This is a genomic window from Paenibacillus sp. EKM212P, assembly GCF_011066115.1.
In the GTDB taxonomy this organism is placed as follows: Bacteria; Bacillota; Bacilli; order Paenibacillales; family Paenibacillaceae; genus Paenibacillus; species Paenibacillus polymyxa_B.
In genome coordinates this window covers 441,509-460,177 of the sequence record NZ_JAAMNR010000001.1, presented here as the reverse complement: position 1 = coordinate 460,177, position 18,669 = coordinate 441,509, and the positions used below count along the sequence as shown (strand labels likewise).

Below are 18,669 nucleotides of genomic sequence, written 5' to 3'. Positions count from 1 at the left end.
TGTCAGGAGTTGGCGTTGTCCTCCCCGTGCACATCATAAAGCACACGCACAAGCAGATCCTGACTGAAATTCCCAAATCTTTTGCCGAAAATAGTGAGCCCACCTTTGTTTTCCGATTGATCGGTTACGGATAAGCGGAGTGTAATGTCGCTTTTATAGTTAAGGTTAATATCGTCTATTGTGACTTCGGAAATGCGGCACCCGTCAATGAAGCTGCCTTGCTGATTGATGCGAATTAATTTGAGCATACCATATTGATTTAAATGCGGTGGCCACCAATCTGGATTGAGAACCCCCGGCACTTCTCCAAAATCTCCGGCGCTGGTCCAGTGCCCAATAGGGATACCGTTAATGTGAAAACAAATGTCGGAGGGATATTCCTCACAATAGCAGGGTGCTTCTGAGCCTAGTTCTGCGGAGAATTGAATTTCTTTAAAGGATTGATTCGCTTTCAGATAGTTGGGGATGCGGTATTCCAAAAAGCCTTCGGCCATCCAGATCATTTCCGACTCCAGCCGCCCGGGATCTGCAAAATAGCGTGGATCATCAAAATCGCCGATAATGCTGTCTCGGGTCACCAATCCACAAGTGGGGGACGCTTGATAGTTACTGTAATGACCTACGCGAATCTCAACCTCATACACATTTTTTTGTTCTCTGCTGCGCAAATCTACCATCAGCTTATCCTTGTTCAAATAACACATTTTTCGGGTACCGTGCTTGCCGCTCACCGTATTGATCTCCACAAGACCGCATTCTTCCAATTTTCGAATATGCATTGTAATGGTACCGTTACTCAAATTAAGTTTGTTGGCAATGTCATTCATACTTTGTCCCTGGTAAGCAAGTAACTCGAGAATTTGAATGCGGATTTCTGAACCCAGTGCTTTAAAAATATCTAACCCTGACATTAAGTCCTTAATATAAATCATAGCTATAGACCATCCTTATCTATAAAAATTGTAATGTAAGCGCTTATATATTTACTTTGATTTATGTTAAAATAAAATCAAAAAGAAGTAAACTTCTTTTTTGTAAATTTTTTTTACTAAACCAAGAGGGGAGCGAATTGAACTCCAAATTAGGGATTACTTCATAAACAAATCGCATTTAAGATTTATTTCTAGTTTTTTTGATGTAAATAAACTTAAATACGATTTAATTTTGCTTTCCATGTTACTCTAACCTATGTTTTATAACTATTTAAAAAGATTGAAAAATACATTGACGAACTGAGGAAAGGCATGCTATATTTTGTTTGTAAACGAATTCATTATTGATAAAGAAAAATGTTAATTATACGGTACATGAGAGGGATGATAATCACAGCGGCAATCAACAACGGGTTGTGTACCGCACAGTTAAAGATTAGGCCGAGTGGTATGAAGTTATTTTAGCACCGATTGTATGCGGTTTCATTTAAATTTAGGAGGGGTCGGGTTGATAAAGAAAAAAGGTTTTGCAATAACAATGGTTGTTCTGTTGTTAATGGTGGCTGCACTGGCTGGTTGTAGTGGGGGAAGTTCCAGTAGTGATGGAAGTAAGGAACTGACCTTCATGTTCCGTGGTGGAACAGATGAACAAAAGGCTTATAAGGAAGTAATCAAGAAATTTGAAGAGGAACATCCTGGCGTAAAGGTTAAAATGGTCGTGACGGCAGCAGATCAATATGCTACAAAGCTTAGAGCTGCGATTACAGGAAACAACCTCCCAGATATCTTTTATTTTGCCCCTGGAGACGTGAAAGCTTATGTAAACAGTGGGGTGTTGAAGAATCTCACTCCTTACATTGAGAAGAACAAGGATATTAAACTGGATAACATCTGGAAATACGGTATAGATTTGTATCGCTATGACGGCAAAATGGCCGGTCAAGGAGATATTTACGGTATGCCGAAGGACTTAGGTCCATTCGCACTTGGCTACAACAAAACGATGTTCGAAAAAGCGGGCGTTCCATTGCCTGACAAAGACAAACCGTATACATGGGATGAATTTATCAAGGTTAGCCAAGAGTTGACCAAGGATACCAATGGTGACGGCAAGCCAGATCAATACGGTACAGGCTTTAACGTTCAGTGGGCATTGCAAGCCTTTGTATGGAGTAATGGGGCTGATTGGCTGGATGAGAGCAAAACTAAAGTAACGATTGATGATCCGAAATTTGCGGAAGCGCTTCAGTACTTTGCTGATATGCAAAACAAATATAAAATCACACCTGGTATTGAACAATCACAAACATTGGACACATACCAACGTTGGATGAAGGGCGAAATGGCATTCTTCCCGGTAGGTCCTTGGGATATGAGTACATTTGAAAAACTGCCATTTGAATATGATTTGCTGCCGTTCCCAGCCGGATCGACTGGCAAATCGGCAACATGGATTGGTTCTCTGGGTATCGGCGTTTCCTCTAAAACAAAATACCCGGATGAAGCTGTTGAACTGGTTAACTATCTGACAACTTCTAAAGAAGGAATGAAGCAGCTCGTAGATGCCAAGGTACAAATTCCGAATCTGTTGGACATGGCTGATGAATGGTCCAAAGATACGAAAACCAAGCCTAACAATAAACAAGAGTTTATTGATATCGTGAATGACTATGGACGCTCATTACCAGGCAACTATACGTATAATGCAGAATGGTACGATATTTTCTTCACAGATATTCAACCTGTACTGGATGGTAAAATTACGGCGGCAGATTATGTGAAACAAGAACAACCGAAGATGCAGAAACTGCTGGATAAAGCGGTGGAGCAAGAGAAAAAATCACAGAAATAATGCGTAAATAGAGGAAAAAAGGATGATGTTAGTGGCTAAATATCATGCTGCTAACATCATCTTCATTCCAAATTAGAAACAGAGGTGAGCCCTGTGATAACCAAATCTAATCTCTACCGCAAAGAGAAGGTATATGGATACTTATTTATTCTTCCACCTATTCTCGGTCTGCTAATCTTTACGTTATTCCCGTTTGTCTATTCGTTATACGGCTCTTTTACAGACTGGGACGGATTGGGACAAATGAACTTTATTGGCCTCGACAATTTTAAAGATTTATTTAGCGATGAGCTCTTTTATAAATCGATGTACAATACTCTTTTCTTAATGCTGGGTATTCCAATCGGTCTTGTACTAGCTTTACTGCTGGCACTAGGTTTGAATCGCAAGATTCCAGGTACGACAACATTTCGTGTGATTTACTATATCCCGGTTATTTCTTCATTGGCTGCCGTTTCTATTATGTGGAACTGGGCGTACAACGGAGATTACGGTTTGGTGAACCAATTCCTCGAAATATTCGGTATTAAGGGTCCTAACTGGCTGATGGATAAGGATACGGTCAAACCAGCCTTGATTCTCATGACCGTCTGGAAGGGTCTCGGATATACGATGTTGCTATATTTGGCAGCCCTGCAAAGCGTGTCTCGCTCTTATTATGAAGCAGCAGAGCTAGATGGAGCGAGCGGATTCCAGATGTTCCGCAATATTACATGGCCAATGGTGAAACCAGTAACCTTCTTCCTAGTCGTAACTAATATCATTGGTGGTTCGCAAATCTTTACTGAAATGAACATTATGACACCTACAGGGGGTCCGGAATACTCATCCGCCTCAATCGTCTTTTATATTTGGGATAAGGCATTTAAAAACCTGCAAATGGGATATGCCTCCGCGATGGCTATGATTCTCGGCATCTTCATTTTTATCGTAACTTTGATTCAATTTAAAATGAATGAAAAATCGTCCTTTGATGGGGATTGATTTTCGCGGAAAGGAGTGAGTCTGATTATGTCCCATAGTCAAAAAACGAAAGTTACCAATATCATTATCTTTATTGTACTAGCGATTGGAGCGATTGTGATGATCGCGCCGCTGCTTTGGATGCTGTCCACTTCGGTGAAAGAAAAGCAGGATGTCTTTGCTCTTCCACCAGTATGGATACCAGAGGTGTTCCAGTTTGGGAAATATAAAGAAATTTGGGAAGCAGGACCTTTGTTAAGCGGGATCAAGAACAGCGTGATTGTGGCTGTAAGTGTTACCGTTGTAGGTACCTTCACATCCAGTGTGGCCGCTTTTGCATTTGCAAAGCTGAGATTCCCTCATAAAAACAAACTGTTTTTGGCACTCATCGCATCTATGATGATTCCATACCCAACGGTTATGATTCCACAGTTTATGATGTTTTCCAAACTTGGCTGGGTCGATACACTTTTGCCTCTGATCGTTCCAGGTTTGTTCGGAAATGTAGTTATGATCTTTTTCCTGCGGCAGTACTTGCTTAGCGTACCGGATGCCATTATCGAAGCTGCGAAAATTGACGGAAGTTCTTATTTCCGACTCTATTCGTCGATTACATTCCCGCTCATTAAGCCGGCAGTTGCGGCACAGCTTATTTTATGGTTCATGGGGATTTGGAACGATTATTTGGCACCGATTATTTACTTGAACTCACCAGAAACGCAGACACTGCAACTGGTTATCGCGAATTTTAATGCGACTTACGCCATTCAGACGGACTATCCGCTTATAATGGCAGCATCCATTATAGCTTTGTTACCTGTACTGATTATATTCTTGATCTTCCAGAAACAAATTATTGAATCGGTTGCCATTTCGGGTGTCAAAGGTTAATTGACACTTGGAGGGTACGGATGAACGATGTAAGGCAGTCACAATATGTAATGGGTAAAGGAAGGAGGAGAATAACAGTTATGGTTATGCTGCTCATGCTGGGTCTATCCGGCTGTGGGGATAACACTCCGGACCCTGTGTATCCGCAGGCTCCGCCTCCCGATCAATTGTATGATCAAAGTACGATTAACGATGAACAGCGCTGGACCATTAACAATGCACATGACCCGGCGATTATCAAAACAGATCAAGGCTATTATGTCTACTCAACGGATGTAAAGACAGGTGGAGAATTGAGACCTGGTGTTATGGTACGCAAATCGACTGATCTGATTCACTGGAACTGGGTTCAGCATGCACTCCCCGGCATTCCAAAGGAAGCGGAGGCGTGGTCCTCAGCAACCAATCTGTGGGCACCGGACATCATCAAGATGGGTGATACCTATCGGATGTATTACTCCGCTTCTACCTTTGGCAGCACACGGTCTGCGATCGGATTGCAGACATCCAGCTCCCCAGAAGGCCCTTGGAAGGATGAGGGGCTGGTCGTTAAAACGGGAGAGGATGACAAGCTGAATGCGATTGATGCCAATCCGGTGCTGGATGCAGAGGGAAATCCATGGATGGTATACGGTTCTTTTTTCGGCGGTATTTATATTACACCGCTTGATCCCCAGACTGGAAAGCTCAAAGAATCTGGCTATGGTAAAAATATCGCTGCCAGAGATCGGGCAACTGAGGACGGTGCTGTAGAAGGGCCTTACATTGTGTACAATCCAATGTTCCGTAAATACTACTTGTTCGTCTCGTATGATTCTTTGTTCGAGGACTACAATGTTCGCGTTGCTCGCTCAGATTCTATCACAGGCCCTTATGTGGACATGAATGGACATGATATGGCAGATACCAGCTATTTGCCTCAATACGAGATCGGAAACAAGGTATTGGGCGGTTATCGGTTCAGCGAAGTAGAAGGCTGGGTTGCGCCAGGTCACAATTCTATCCTGAAGGACGGTGCGGATTATTATATTGTACATCATGCGCGGGGAGAAAGGGACAAGAGCTGGCCGTACCTGCATGTACGCAAAATATTATGGACGGCAGAGGGCTGGCCGGTCGTCTCTCCGGAGCGCTATGCGGGGGAAAAGGAGCAGGATATACCCAAAAGGCTATTATCCGGCAACTGGGAGCGCATCGTGATAAGGCAGGAAGTAGATGGTCAGGTGGAAGCTGAACCGCTCCGTTTGGAAGATGGAGGGCGGGCAACCAGTGGTTCTCTTGAAGGTCACTGGAGCTTTGATGGCAAGCGTACTCTAACAATGGATTGGAGCAATACATCCGAAGGAACAAAGGAAGAACTGTTATTGCTTCCTTCATGGGACTGGGAGCTCGGTCGCCATACTCTAATTTTCACGGGTATGAATGAAAAGGGAATTTCCATTTGGGGAAAGCGTATCAGCGATTAATTGTATGAACTACATACTACACATAGAGGAGAGAAAAACCATGAATCAATCTGTACCCTTTAATAATCCGGTCATTGAGCAACGGGCAGACCCTTGGATTTACAAGCATAGTGACGGATACTATTATTTCACCGGATCTGTGCCAGAGTATGACCGCATTGAGGTTCGACGAGCAAGTACTATTCAAGGCTTGAGTACAGCAGAGCCTGTCGCAGTGTGGCACAAATATGAAACGGGCCCGTTAAGTGCGAACATTTGGGCACCGGAAATTCATTATATTAACGACAAATGGTACATTTATTTTGCAGCAGCTCGTACAACGGAAACGAAGGAAGGCCTGTTCGACCACCGGATGTTCGTGCTGGAAAATGATTCAGCTAATCCTCTGGAAGGGGAATGGGTGGAGAAAGGACAGATCAAAACCCGTTGGGAGACGTTTGCTCTCGATGCGACAACCTTCCAGCATAATGGAGTTCTGTATTATGTGTGGGCTCAGAAGGACCCTGACATCGTCGGTAATTCCAATCTGTATATTTCTGAAATGAGCAATCCATGGACACTGCGCGGTGAGCAGGTCATGATCTCCACTCCTGAATATGATTGGGAAATCATCGGTTTTAAGGTGAATGAGGGAGCAGCAGTTCTAAAACGGAATGGGCGGATCTTTATCAGTTATTCAGCTAGTGCCACTGACCACAATTATTGCATGGGCCTGTTGACAGCAGATGAGAATGCGGATTTACTTGATCCGAAATCATGGACGAAATCACCTGAGCCGGTATTCTGCACCAATGAGGAAACAGGACAATTCGGGCCAGGTCATAACAGTTTTACGGTTGCTGCTGACGGTAGCGATGTAATCGTATATCACGCCCGGAATTACAAGGAAATTACAGGCGACCCGCTGTATGACCCGAATCGTCATACACGTGTTCAGCCGTTCAACTGGAAGGAAGATGGAACACCTGATTTTGGTATTCCAGTACCCGATGGCGTTTCTGTTGATAAATAAGCGAAATCTTTTATAGATGGTTGACGTGTTGCACAGCGGCACTGTAACTTTCTGGAGATCATAGGAAACCATGATTTTGATGCGTATAACAAGGGTAATAAGATATCTTCTGAGCCTTCAGGCTGGAGGATATCTTTTTGCTTTTGGGACGGCAAGGAGGATTCTTTTCAAAAACTTCGATTTCTGCTATATTTAAATCGTAATATTTACGAATTGATCAAGGGGTGGAAATCTCGTGAACGAGCGGATTGATCCGTTTACCGTTAAACAGGTTGAATACCTGCTGAATGGCTATATTGCGCTAAAGGTGCCAGGCTACGTGCGTTCTGACGTGCGGCTTATTTATCAAATAGAGGATAACTGTTTGATCTTGACGGAAGAAAGGCCTTCTAATGAAACTGAGTTGTGGGATCGCACGGATATTGTTCAATTTCGCTGGGAAGAAAATCATTGGCATGTATATGCCCGGCAAGAGGCTGAAAGCTGGCAGCGTGTAAAAGAGATTGCACCTAATCCGTGCTTTGAAGAACAGCTCGAACAGGTAGAAATAGATCCAGCAGGTATTTTTTGGACAGCTTAATGCAGTGCAGAATGATAAGTTCGGAAAATGGAGGTAGTGGGAGTCGATCCGTTAAACTGTATATGGAAGTAAACAGGCTGACCGTAATTCCTTATATGGAAGTTACGGTCATTTGTTTTGTCTGGGGTGGCACTGTCTAGTTTACGTTTCCATGTCTTGTCATGGGGCTTGTTACGGGTACTGTAAATCAGGGTATGTGAAACACAGAGCGTGATAACGAGTGGGGAGCGGTGTGTAGTGAATGAGCAGCAACGTAATGACAGACAAAGTCGTATAGATGAGCAGTATCGACCGGAACCTGAGATAAGACAAGTAGAGCGGGAGTGTGAAGCATTGTATCCAAAAGGCAGATCCCGAATTGCACTGACAGGCGCCAGTGGTTATATCGGGCATAATCTGCTGCAGAGGCTGACTGAGCATGCAGATGTCATTGCCTTATCCCGCAGTGGAGATCAGCGTAAAAATACAGAGCACGTGGAATGGTGCTCGTGTGATTTTTTTTCCATGGAGGATGCAAATCAAGGATTACATGGAGCGGATTATGCCGTATATCTCATTCATTCCATGCTGCCCTCAGCGAAGCTGACACAAGGAACATTTGAGGATATGGATGTGATTTTGGCAGAGCATTTTGCCCGGGCAGCGCGTAATAACGGGGTGAAGCAGATTGTATACTTGAGCGGTATCCTTCCCGAGCATACAAGTGAGGATGAACTATCCCGACATTTACGCAGCCGTCTGGAGGTTGAGCGTGTATTGAAGTCTTTTGGAGTACCTGTAACCACAATTCGTGCAGGCTTGATCGTCGGCCCACAGGGTTCATCGTTTCCAATTTTGGTCAAGCTCGTTCGCAGATTACCAGTCATGATTCTGCCTCGTTGGACCCGAACCAAGACCCACCCGATTGCATTGGAGGATATTTTGAATGCGCTGGATCGGAGCATTGGCAACCGTACTCTTGATGAACAAATTGTAGATGTAGGCGGGCCGGAGGTTATGACATATAGAGAAATGATGCAAAGAACAGCAGAAATAATGGATAAAAAGCGTCGTTTTTTTAATGTGCCGTTGCTGACGATCAAACTGTCCCGCCTTTGGGTTACGCTAGTGACTGGAGCCCCCAAAGAGATGGCTTATCCGCTGATCGAAAGCTTGGCTCATCCGATGGTGGCGCAACGAAAACATAAGGTTCAAGGCATCAGCGATGGGAAGATTTCCTTTGACAAGGCAGCTCGAATCTCACTCGAACAGGAAGAAGAATATCGGCATAAGAAGAATTCCCATAGCAAGTCCAAAAAGCCGTTAAAGTCAGCAATTCGATCATTAAAATCTGATGTACGCTCGGTGCAACGGATCAAACTCCCGCCTGGTAAGGATGCAACATGGGCCGGGGAGCGCTATTTGGCCTGGCTTCCGGTCTTTGCAAAACCTTGGGTGCGTGTCGAGACAGGGGGCGCGGATACCTATCAGTTGTATCTTTTGGGTAGTCGAAAGCCGTTGTTAGAAATGACTTATGACCGTGTGCAGAGCACCTCTGAGTTTGCACTCTATCGAATCACAGGAGGTACTTTTGCTACTGTAAGGGAAGACCATCACGGCAGGCTTGAGTTCCTGCAAATTCCCGGTACAAATATTTGCGTCGTAGCCATTCATGATTATGTGTCATCGCTGCCTTGGTTTATTTATAAATATACACAGGCCAAAGTGCACTTGGGGGTTATGTATGAGTTTGGAAAGTATGTCAAGCGGTTGATTGATACAAATGTTTAATATTTTCCACGAGATGGAAGCTGCAAATGTATGGTAAAGTGTAATATATACAAGGTTTAATCCAAATGTCTTATCCAAAGTCTCCTGTGCATACCGAATCCGAATCACACGAGGTGAGAAAAATGCTGCAATCGTTAAAAGCCATTGCTAATTACAGGAAAGAAAATGATCTGGCCTGGGATACACCGACTTGGTTAAAGCTGCTTGTTTCGGCTGAGGAGCGTATTGTAAATTTGGAACGCATTCGATCCATAGGTGAGTTAAAGGATGCCAATCCTGTATTGGATTACGTGGAGCGTACGTTGCTTATTTTGGACGGACTTCCATTGTCATTCTGGGTTAAAGAGCTACTGGAGGATGTATTGGTATGGTCTGAGACAGCCAAAGGAGGCACAGTCCGCGAACGGCTACGCTGGCAGCATGAGGGCATTAATTTATTTGTACATAATATTGGCTCCTCCCAACTGTATGTCAGACAGGCTCAAGCAGAATCCCCTGCTTACCCGCGCAACAGCATGACCCGGATCCTGATTGAAACGCATGGATTGATTGGGCAATATATACGGGGAGAAATTCCTTTTGCGGAAAATCGACTGCTGCTTGAAATTACTCGTAAGGGCTGGCTGAGCCCTGAGGAACTGGAGCTTGTTTTACGGGCTCTGAATGAGTGTATTATCGCCGGGGTAGAACCTGCATTATGGGACCAAGTACGCAGTGAAGTGGAGCAGCTGATCGGCTGGATTGCATGGGATAACGCACCTGTAGTCTGGAGTGTAAAGGAGCGACTGGAGAGATTACGGTCGGTTTCCATTCATGAAGGGGAGCCGTTCGAGCAGGCTTACGCAGAACTAGAGCGGGAGTTGAATGTAGAGAAGGCGCTGGCTCCCTTGGAGAATCGGACACTTTGGTATGTAGAATCAGCTTTGCAGGATTTTTCACTTCAAGAACTGGTAAAGGTATTTTTACTCACATTGAGGGATGGCACAGGGCAGGAACAGCCTGCAACCGTTCGCCATATCAGTTTCGAATCGCTCATGAATACGATGTATTATGACTATCGTGGTGTCAAGAAAATTAACGTATATAAAAAACGAATGATAGAAAAATATTTAAGTGCACTGTCTTGGCAGGACATCTCAAAAGGAAAACGGAAGCATAATCCTCACTTAAGTGTGATCGTGGAGCATAAAGAGGAGCTGCCGAGTACTGTATTTTTTAATTTTGTATTTTCATCTGCGGCTGAGAAACTAATCGATTTTTGTATTGAAGCAGAAAAAACGCCTCTGTATGACAAAGCAGTCCTGCTGCTGTTCGATCTGTTCGGATTACGGCGTGATGCTTATGATCGCTTTCACAATGAGGAAACGTATCTTACAGATATGAACCAGACCGTAGATTACAAAAGGGTCATTTTGGATTATGTGACTGGAACCCGTATACTGGATATTGGACCCGGCGGGGGCGTGCTGCTGGATCTGATCGAACAGGAAAGACCAGATGCGAAGCCATTAGGTCTTGATATTTCTGTGAATGTCATTGAGGCACTTAAACGTAAAAAGCAATTGGAGCGCCATCGTTGGGATGTCATCAAAGGAGATGCGCTTCGGTTGGAGGAATATGTGGAAACGGGGAGTATGGACACGGTTATATTCTCTTCGATTCTTCACGAGCTCTATTCCTACATCGAACGAGATGGAATTCGGTTCAATCCGCAAACGGTGGAGGCTGCTTTGCAGAGTGCCTATTGTGTGCTTGCACCCGGCGGGCGTATCATCATTCGTGACGGTATTATGACCGAACCAGTAGAGCAGCGCAGACGAATTCGATTCTTGGAGCCGGATGGAATGGAATGGCTGATGCGGTATGCGCAAGATTTTGCGGGCCGCCACATTGAAATAGAGCGTGTGGGGGAGCATGAGGCTGTTTTGCCAGTAAACGATGCGATGGAATTTCTATATACCTATACATGGGGGGCGGAAGCCTATGTGCATGAAGTGCAGGAGCAGTTTGGTTATTTTACCCCGTCACAGTATGAAGAGCGTATTCGTAACACACTTGGACCACAAGCGATTATCAGGGTGAGCCGCCACTATTTACAGGAGGGCTATGCCGAGGCGCTGTCCAGCCGTGTTGAGTTCATGGATGAGCAGGGCCAGCGGGTTCCTTTGCCAGACAGCACCTGTCTGATCGTGATTGAGAAGCCAAATGATAGGGCTGGAATTGCTGAATGATTTTTAATTTGAACAAGAGAATGCCTTCTGATTTGTGCCAAGCACGATTAGAAGGCATTTTTTAGAAAGCTAGTGGAGGTGTGTTCATGTATGTCCTCGCAGGTGGAAATATCCGGGTATGACCCGCAGTGGGCTGAAGAGTATATGCGAGAGAAAAGGAAAATTGTAGAGGCTCTCAGAGATGTATGTGTTGGCATAGAGCATATCGGTAGTACGTCCGTTCCCGATCTGGGAGCCAAGGCTATTATTGATATTATGGTTGGAGTGGAAGAGTTGGCAAGTCTTCAATCCGAACATCGAGAGCGTCTACAGGGTATTCAATATGAATATGTACATAAGCCTGATTTTCCAGAGAGAGCTTTCTTTCGCCGTGGAGAATGGGGAACTGCTTTTTATTCAAACCTTTGGGGAAATGCCGGAAAACCCCGATTTTCCCATTCCCGCAGAGGTCAAGGAACGTGTGGGACATGCTACCCTTAAAGTGGGTGAGACAGAGCTCATGTTTTCTGATACCTTTCCCGGATCACCGTTTAGCAGTGGGAATCAGGTGAGCATCTGTATTACAACCGATAGTGTGGAGCAAGCTCAAAAAATGTTTGATGCTCTACAGCAAGGAGGACAGGTGGGAATGCCTTTGCAGGAAACCCATTTTAGTCCAGCTTATGGGAATGTAACAGACAAGTTTGGTGTCACCTTTCAAATGTTCACAGAGGCTCGGTCTTAAGAAATGGAAAACGGCTTGATTCCGCTACTTTAGCGATCTGGCCGTTTTTTTGCGTGTATGTCCTCGTCTGAAGAATAAATATACATACAGCATGGGGAGTGATATCTTTTTTACCCTGCTTGCCGTTTAGTAGATTAGGTTTATTTACTGCATGCTTAGACGCTTGTTGAAATAGAAACAAAAATATATTATATTATGTTGTTAATGCACCAACGGGTGGGAGGACAGGCCATGAGCAAAGAAGAACAGGTCATAATGGGTTTCAGGGACTTATATAACAAGATGGTGTGGCTTAATAAGGATAAGATGGAAGACAGTCTTAAGGGTTATAAGTCTTCTGAAGTCCATTGCATCGAATACATTGAAAGAAATATAGATTCCAACGTGACAAAACTTGCGGAGTCCCTTTATATGACTAGCGGTGCCATAAGTAAAATAACTAAGAAGCTCATAAAAAAAGGCATTATCGAAAGCTACCAGAAGCCGGATAACAAGAAAGAAATCTATTTTCGGCTTACGGAGCAAGGGAAAGTAATTTATAAAATCCATCAGGACCTTCATAAAGAGTTTCAAGAGCGAGATAAAGCCGTGTTTGAACAGGTAACCGAGGAACAATTTGATAGTATGCTTAGCTTCGTGGAAAAGTATAATAGGCATTTGGATGCAGAAATAAAGAAACAGGGTATAGATATTAAGTCGGAATAAATCTGAATAATGAAAATCAAATCACAGGCAGCCAGGCTCTATTGAGAACAGGCTGCCTTTTTTTTCTATTATTTTGTTGCCGAGGAAGCAAAATTGTGATACGATATTTTTGCTTCCAAGGAAATAAAAACATAGCTTTTGAGGGGAGAATTTAATGTTCAAATTTAGATCACACAATGAACAGAACACAGAACAAACCGTAGATAAACACGCTTTAATATTCGGTCTTATCTCTGTGTTTCTTTGCGGAATAGGCTTCAGTATCATAGCACCTGTCGTCCCATTCTTAGTACAGCCTTATATAAGCAATCCGGGAGAACAAGCTATCGTTGTCACGCTGCTGACCTCTGTTTATGCCTTCTGCGTGTTTTTTGCGGCCCCCGTGCTTGGAGCTCTGAGTGACAAATATGGCCGTCGTCCATTGCTCTTAATATGCCTTTTGGGTTCCGCAATCGGGTACTTGGTTTTTGGCATGGGAGGAGCTCTATGGGTACTATTTGCGGGACGCATAATAGAGGGTATAACAGGTGGGAGCATAAGCACGATCTTCGCCTATTTTGCAGACATCATTCCTCCAGAACAGAGAACCAAATACTTTGGATGGGTGAGTGCGGTTGTAGGTGTAGGCACTGTCATTGGCCCAACTGTAAGCGGATTACTCGCCAAGTTTGGTTATTCTATACCCATGTATTTTGGAGCAATCATAACTTTAGTGAATGTTATATATGGGTTCTTTTTTATGCCTGAGAGCCTTGATAAGAAACATAGACTGAAAGAAATTACTTTTGTAAGACTTAATCCATTCATACAGCTTGCAAACCTGCTTTCCATGAAAAACTTAAACAGGCTACTTATTTCGGCGTTCTTACTTTGGATACCCAACGGATCTTTACAGGCCGTTTTTTCACAATTTACAATGGATACTTTTAGTTGGAAGCCTGCACTAATCGGACTTATGTTCTCAATTATGGGTGTCCAAGACATTATCTCACAAGGTTTCATCATGCCAAAGCTTTTGAGAAAACTTAGTGATAAACAGATAGCCATTCTTGGAATGGTTTCGGAGATTATAGGCTATAGTCTTATTGCAGCATCGGCTTTGTTCTCATTCTATCCTCTTTTTATCGCTGGAATGTTTATATTTGGTTTTGGTGATTCAGTCTTTGGGCCTTCATTCAATGGGATGCTCTCCAAGTCTGTTGATTCTAGTGAACAAGGAAGGATTCAAGGAGGTAGTCAATCTATTCAGGCTTTAGCAAGAATGATGGGGCCTATCATTGGAGGTCAAATCTATGTATCACTTGGTCATGCCGCACCCGCTTTTATGGGTATAATCCTTATAGCAGCGGCAATACCAGTTTTATATAAGCGAACGCAAGTAAATAAGGATTTTGCAAAAATCCCATAAGCGACTTCCAATGAATAAGATATAGATCGAAATGGTTTAGTTCGTCTATATCTTGCACTTCGGAGCGACTGGAATCGAATTTTGCAAAATCCTAAAATATGTATACTATCTACTTTGTTTACAGTCTGAGCCATCCGCATGCGGACGGCTCTTCATAGTATCACCTTGCTAAATTAATTTCACGTATTTGTACTTACACGCCAAAATTAAAATCATCATCTGTCAGCGGCTCTACATTCATCGCCCGCACATAGCCGTTTCCTTTTTTAGAAAAGAAATCATGTTGCTTAGTGTGAGTGCTGATGCCGTTGAATACAATGGGATTAACTTCCTCTTCTTCAAACAGTGGATCAAAGCCCAAGTTCATCATGGCCTTGTTGGCGTTGTAGCGCAAAAAGACTTTCACATCGTCTACGAGTCCAATAGGCGTGTAAATTTGCTCGGTGTATTGTTCCTCATTATTGTGCAAGTAGCGCAACAAGCCTACCAGCGTCTGGTAAAGATCACGTTGTTCTTCCTCATCCAATTCTGCATAAATCTCCTGTGCCAGTACACCTACGTACACACCGTGAATACTTTCGTCCCGTAGGATCAAATCGATAATTTCTCCACTGCATGTTAACTTGCCCTGGCCCGCCAGATAAAGAGGGTAGAAGAAGCCGCTATAAAATAAATAGCTTTCTAACAGCACCGACGCTGCCATCGCGAGATACAGGTCTTTCGGTGTGTGGATATTCATATAATACTGACGAATGGTTTCTGCCTTGGTTTGGAGATGTGGATTTTCTTCCACCCAGCGGAATACACCGTCAATTTCTTCGGTCGAAGCTAGCGTTGTAAAGATGCTACTGTACGACTTGGCATGAATTTGTTCCATCATCGCCATAAAGCTTAGTACGGCTTTGCGTTGCAGTCCGTCCACATGCTCCATAATTTGCGGCATACCCACGCCGCCTTGAATGGTATCCAGTAGCGTCAATCCGCCCAGCACCTTCATGTAGGCTTCTTTTTCGATATCACTGAGGGTTACCCAGGACATTTTATCGTCAGACAACGGGATTTCATCATCCGTCCAAAATTGCATAATGTTCTGGTTCCAGAACATCAGTGTGAAATCATCGTCCGAGCGATTCCAGTTTACAGCTTGTATACCTGTCATTGTTAGCATTCTCCCTTCAGCTTGCGAGATTCCCTGGAAACACACATTGAAATAGTGCAGGCGAATCATCGTATGCTTGACATACGGAAGCTGTATCCGCGAGGGTCTGTCCAGTCCCGTAAAGGTCTGAACCACACGCTGGATACAGCTTCTAATGCAAAGCATCTATATCTATTCAAAATCTAATTTTTATACTACAGCTTGTTACCATTTATGCTTTAGATGGAGCAGGTAAGGCACTCTTCCACAGACAGCTTTTTGGTGCGTGTGTAGTATAACGATTTAAGTCCTTTGTGTGCAGCGTACAGATAGCAACGTGCTAACTGACGCGTAGTCACGTCACTGTTCACATGAAGCACGGTCGAAATTCCTTGGTCCACGTGCGGCTGGATTTCTGCAATCAGATCAAGCACTTTGAACTGGTCCATTTGATAAGCAGATTTATAGAAGAACACGTTATCCTTTTGCAAATAAGGCATTGGATAGTAGGTCGTCGAATTGGCATAGGTACGGGTTTCAATCTGCTCAACAATCGGCATGACGCTGGATGTTGCATTTTGAATGTACGAAATGCTAGCAGTCGGCGCAATCGCCATCCGATAGGCGTGGTACAGACCATTTTTCATCACATCTGCTTTTAATTTGTCCCAGTCCGCTGAAGTCGGAACATAGATGTCTTTGAACAACTCTTGTACACGTGCAGTTGTTGGTCGATAATCTGTGTTCAGGTATCGGTCAAAATATACGCCTGTCGCATAATCCGATTCCTCAAATCCATAAAAGCTTTGTCCAGCTGCTTTCGCGATTTCCATACTTTTTTCGATGGAATGATAGTTCATCGTCATGAAGAAGGTACGGACAAAGTCCTTCGCTTCATTGCTTTCATACGCAATTTTGTTCTTGGCAAGATAGCCGTGCAGATTCATAACACCCAGTCCGACGGAGTGCATTTCACGGTTTGCTTTCGCAACACCCGGTGCATTAGCTACTTGGGTCATATCGCTGACCGAGGTGAGAGCAATCATACCCTCGTGAACGGATTCGCGGATTTTGCCATGTTCCATCACATTTACAATGTTCAGAGAAGCTAGATTACAGCTCACGTCCCGGCGGATGGTATCCTGTTGGCCGTAATCTGTAATTTCGGAAGTTTCCTGCAACTGGAAGATTTCCGTGCATAGGTTCGACATCTTGACTTGACCCACGTTTTTAAGAGCATGTGCCTGGTTCGCGTTACTTTTGTTCATGATATATGGATAACCAGACTCCAACTGAATCATGGCAATTTTCGTCAGCATGTCACGTGCGCTCATCGCTATTTTTTTCTTCACCCGATCGTCAGCGAGCAACGTGTCGTACATTTCATCCAAATCCATGTCGTCCAGATGCGTTCCATAGGTTTTGAACACACTGTAAGGAGCAAATACATGCAGCGGTTCATTATCTTGAGCCAGCTTGTAAAAGCGGTTTGGCACCAGCAATCCAATAGAAAGTGTCTTGAGACGTACTCTTTCGTCAGCATTGATCTTTTTGCTATCCAGGAACTCAAGCACGTCCCATCCGAAAATGTTGTAATAGGCTGCCCCAGAGCCTTTACGTTGCCCCATTTGATCTGCATAGGAGAAACCGTCTTCCATCAGCTTCAGCACAGGCATAATGCCTTTTGCTGCGCCTTCTACGCCTTTAATCGCTTCGCCGCGTGCCCGCAGTTTCGACAGGTTGACCGCAACACCGCCCCCGATTTTGGACAACTGCATGCAGGTGTTCAGCACATAGTTGATTGAGTTCAGGGAGTCGTCCATTTCGAGCAGGAAGCAGGATACCAATTCCCCACGGCGGCTTTTGCCTGCATTCAGGAAGGTTGGTGTTGCTGGCTGGAGGCGTTGCTCCATCATCGAGCGGGACAACAGGCGTGCCGTATCGGCGTTACCGCGTCCTAAATGCAGCGCGACAGCAGCAACCCGGTCAGGGTAATGTTCCAGATAGACTTTCCGGTCGTTACTCTTCATTGCATAGTCGGTGTAAAACTTGGATGCTGCCATATAGGAAGGAAATTTAAAATTATAGCTATGAGTGATATGGAAAATATCATTAATTTCGTCAGCCGTGTAGCTGTTATAGAAATTTTCGTAATAATCATTCTCAATCATATACAGCACTTGAGCGGCTGTGTCAGCAAACTTCAAACTCCGTTCCTGAACTTCCTTCATAAACTCTGCTACAGCCTCTTGGTCTTTTTCCAATTGGAAAAAGCCGTCTGTATCGCGTTTCATCAACATGTTGTTCAATTCAATATGCCGCAACTCGGCTCACCTCCTGTTTAAAACGCTCTACATCTCCGAACGTTCCAGATAATTCAAATTTACTAATCACGGGGACATTATAATGATCGGCAATCAAATCCGCACTTTTGGCAAATTTCTCACCCCAGTTACGGTTGCCGCTTGCAGCTACACCAACAAGGTTTTGAGCATTCTTTTTCAAAAAGGAAGATACCCTCTCAGGTATCTGCCCAAACCCAGTTGTATATGTAATAAGTACGTAAGGTTCTTCTATGGTCATTTGCTCCTCGATCTGAACCGCTGGAAGCTTGAGCTTGTTTATAAATCTTTTTACATTGCCGGTTTTCGAATCATATGCAATCAGCATGGTATGCAACCTCCTTAAACAATTAACGAAAAAAGAAAACGCATTGCCTGGGATCTATTATAGATGGAATCCCTTGCTGGCTGCGCCATTTAAGATTTTGACTCTATATTTACATGTATTTTCATACCTGTATCTTCAAGATATCGGGCATAAATACGTTTTTTACACTATATTTAGAGTACATTCTCTATTTTATATCTATATATAGTTTTGTCAATCGGTCTAGAGGGGATCAGCGGACCCAGATCGGGTATAAGTCCAAGCGGGGTACGGAAAAGAGCGAAAGAACTTTTTTTTCGTAAGTATGTTAAAAAAGTATTGGAGTTT

Annotated in this window: 15 protein-coding genes and 1 pseudogene; 12 read left to right on the top strand and 4 right to left on the bottom strand. The window is 43.9% G+C overall.

All coding sequences use genetic code 11. From position 1 onward, the window contains the following. Positions 1-2: 2 nt before the first annotated feature. The gene (locus G9G54_RS02115) at positions 3-932 is read right to left on the bottom strand and encodes an ArsR/SmtB family transcription factor (RefSeq protein WP_061828569.1); all 930 of its coding nucleotides are present in this window, start codon (positions 930-932) and stop codon (positions 3-5) included. A 508-nt stretch (positions 933-1,440) separates the two neighbouring features. On the opposite strand from G9G54_RS02115, the gene G9G54_RS02110 reads away from it, so the two are divergent. From G9G54_RS02110 to G9G54_RS02055, 12 genes and pseudogenes are all read left to right on the top strand, one after another. Continuing rightward, entirely contained in the window at positions 1,441-2,784 is a 1,344-nt protein-coding gene (locus G9G54_RS02110; RefSeq protein WP_029516750.1) for an ABC transporter substrate-binding protein, read from the top strand. Positions 2,785-2,877: 93 nt separating this feature from the next. Beyond that, a complete protein-coding gene (locus G9G54_RS02105) occupies positions 2,878-3,768 on the top strand; it encodes a carbohydrate ABC transporter permease (protein WP_013309768.1) in 891 nt (296 codons plus the stop codon). Between the two features lie 27 nt (positions 3,769-3,795). Next, on the top strand, positions 3,796-4,638 hold the full coding sequence (locus tag G9G54_RS02100) for a carbohydrate ABC transporter permease (protein ID WP_025723511.1): 843 nt from the start codon (positions 3,796-3,798) through the stop codon (positions 4,636-4,638). 80 nt (positions 4,639-4,718) lie between these two features. Then, entirely contained in the window at positions 4,719-6,104 is a 1,386-nt protein-coding gene (locus G9G54_RS02095; RefSeq protein WP_165176707.1) for an arabinan endo-1,5-alpha-L-arabinosidase, read from the top strand. Positions 6,105-6,144: 40 nt separating this feature from the next. Beyond that, complete coding sequence (locus G9G54_RS02090; RefSeq protein ID WP_076264286.1) at positions 6,145-7,116, top strand: glycoside hydrolase family 43 protein; 972 nt, start codon at positions 6,145-6,147, stop codon at positions 7,114-7,116. 235 nt (positions 7,117-7,351) lie between these two features. Then, positions 7,352-7,696: a DUF3024 domain-containing protein gene (locus tag G9G54_RS02085; RefSeq protein ID WP_238807630.1), complete on the top strand. Its 345-nt coding sequence runs from the start codon at positions 7,352-7,354 to the stop codon at positions 7,694-7,696. A 237-nt stretch (positions 7,697-7,933) separates the two neighbouring features. Further along, on the top strand, positions 7,934-9,466 hold the full coding sequence (locus tag G9G54_RS02080) for an NAD(P)H-binding protein (RefSeq protein ID WP_342355945.1): 1,533 nt from the start codon (positions 7,934-7,936) through the stop codon (positions 9,464-9,466). A gap of 122 nt (positions 9,467-9,588) precedes the next feature. Further along, entirely contained in the window at positions 9,589-11,697 is a 2,109-nt protein-coding gene (locus G9G54_RS02075; protein WP_165175787.1) for a class I SAM-dependent methyltransferase, read from the top strand. Positions 11,698-11,787: 90 nt separating this feature from the next. Next, a pseudogene (locus G9G54_RS25330) lies at positions 11,788-12,018 on the top strand (GrpB family protein); the annotation flags it as partial. 7 nt (positions 12,019-12,025) lie between these two features. Continuing rightward, positions 12,026-12,421 (top strand): VOC family protein, encoded by a 396-nt coding sequence (locus tag G9G54_RS02065; protein ID WP_238807768.1) that lies wholly within the window; start codon positions 12,026-12,028, stop codon positions 12,419-12,421. Between the two features lie 231 nt (positions 12,422-12,652). Further along, entirely contained in the window at positions 12,653-13,126 is a 474-nt protein-coding gene (locus G9G54_RS02060) for a MarR family transcriptional regulator (RefSeq protein ID WP_165175785.1), read from the top strand. A 154-nt stretch (positions 13,127-13,280) separates the two neighbouring features. Further along, positions 13,281-14,534, top strand: a complete 1,254-nt coding sequence (locus G9G54_RS02055; RefSeq protein ID WP_165175783.1) for an MFS transporter — start codon at positions 13,281-13,283, stop codon at positions 14,532-14,534. Positions 14,535-14,727: 193 nt separating this feature from the next. Here G9G54_RS02055 and nrdF read toward each other — a convergent pair whose 3' ends face one another. The 3 genes from nrdF to nrdI all read right to left on the bottom strand — a co-directional run bounded on the left by nrdF (position 14,728) and on the right by nrdI (position 18,342). Further along, on the bottom strand, positions 14,728-15,693 hold the full coding sequence (gene nrdF, locus G9G54_RS02050; RefSeq protein WP_029516760.1) for a class 1b ribonucleoside-diphosphate reductase subunit beta: 966 nt from the start codon (positions 15,691-15,693) through the stop codon (positions 14,728-14,730). 218 nt (positions 15,694-15,911) lie between these two features. Continuing rightward, positions 15,912-17,996, bottom strand: coding sequence for a class 1b ribonucleoside-diphosphate reductase subunit alpha (nrdE, locus tag G9G54_RS02045; protein ID WP_165175781.1), 2,085 nt, complete (start codon positions 17,994-17,996; stop codon positions 15,912-15,914). Continuing rightward, positions 17,983-18,342 (bottom strand): class Ib ribonucleoside-diphosphate reductase assembly flavoprotein NrdI, encoded by a 360-nt coding sequence (gene nrdI / locus G9G54_RS02040; protein ID WP_016819181.1) that lies wholly within the window; start codon positions 18,340-18,342, stop codon positions 17,983-17,985. The genes nrdE and nrdI overlap by 14 nt, the downstream gene beginning before the upstream one ends. Positions 18,343-18,669 lie beyond the last annotated feature (327 nt).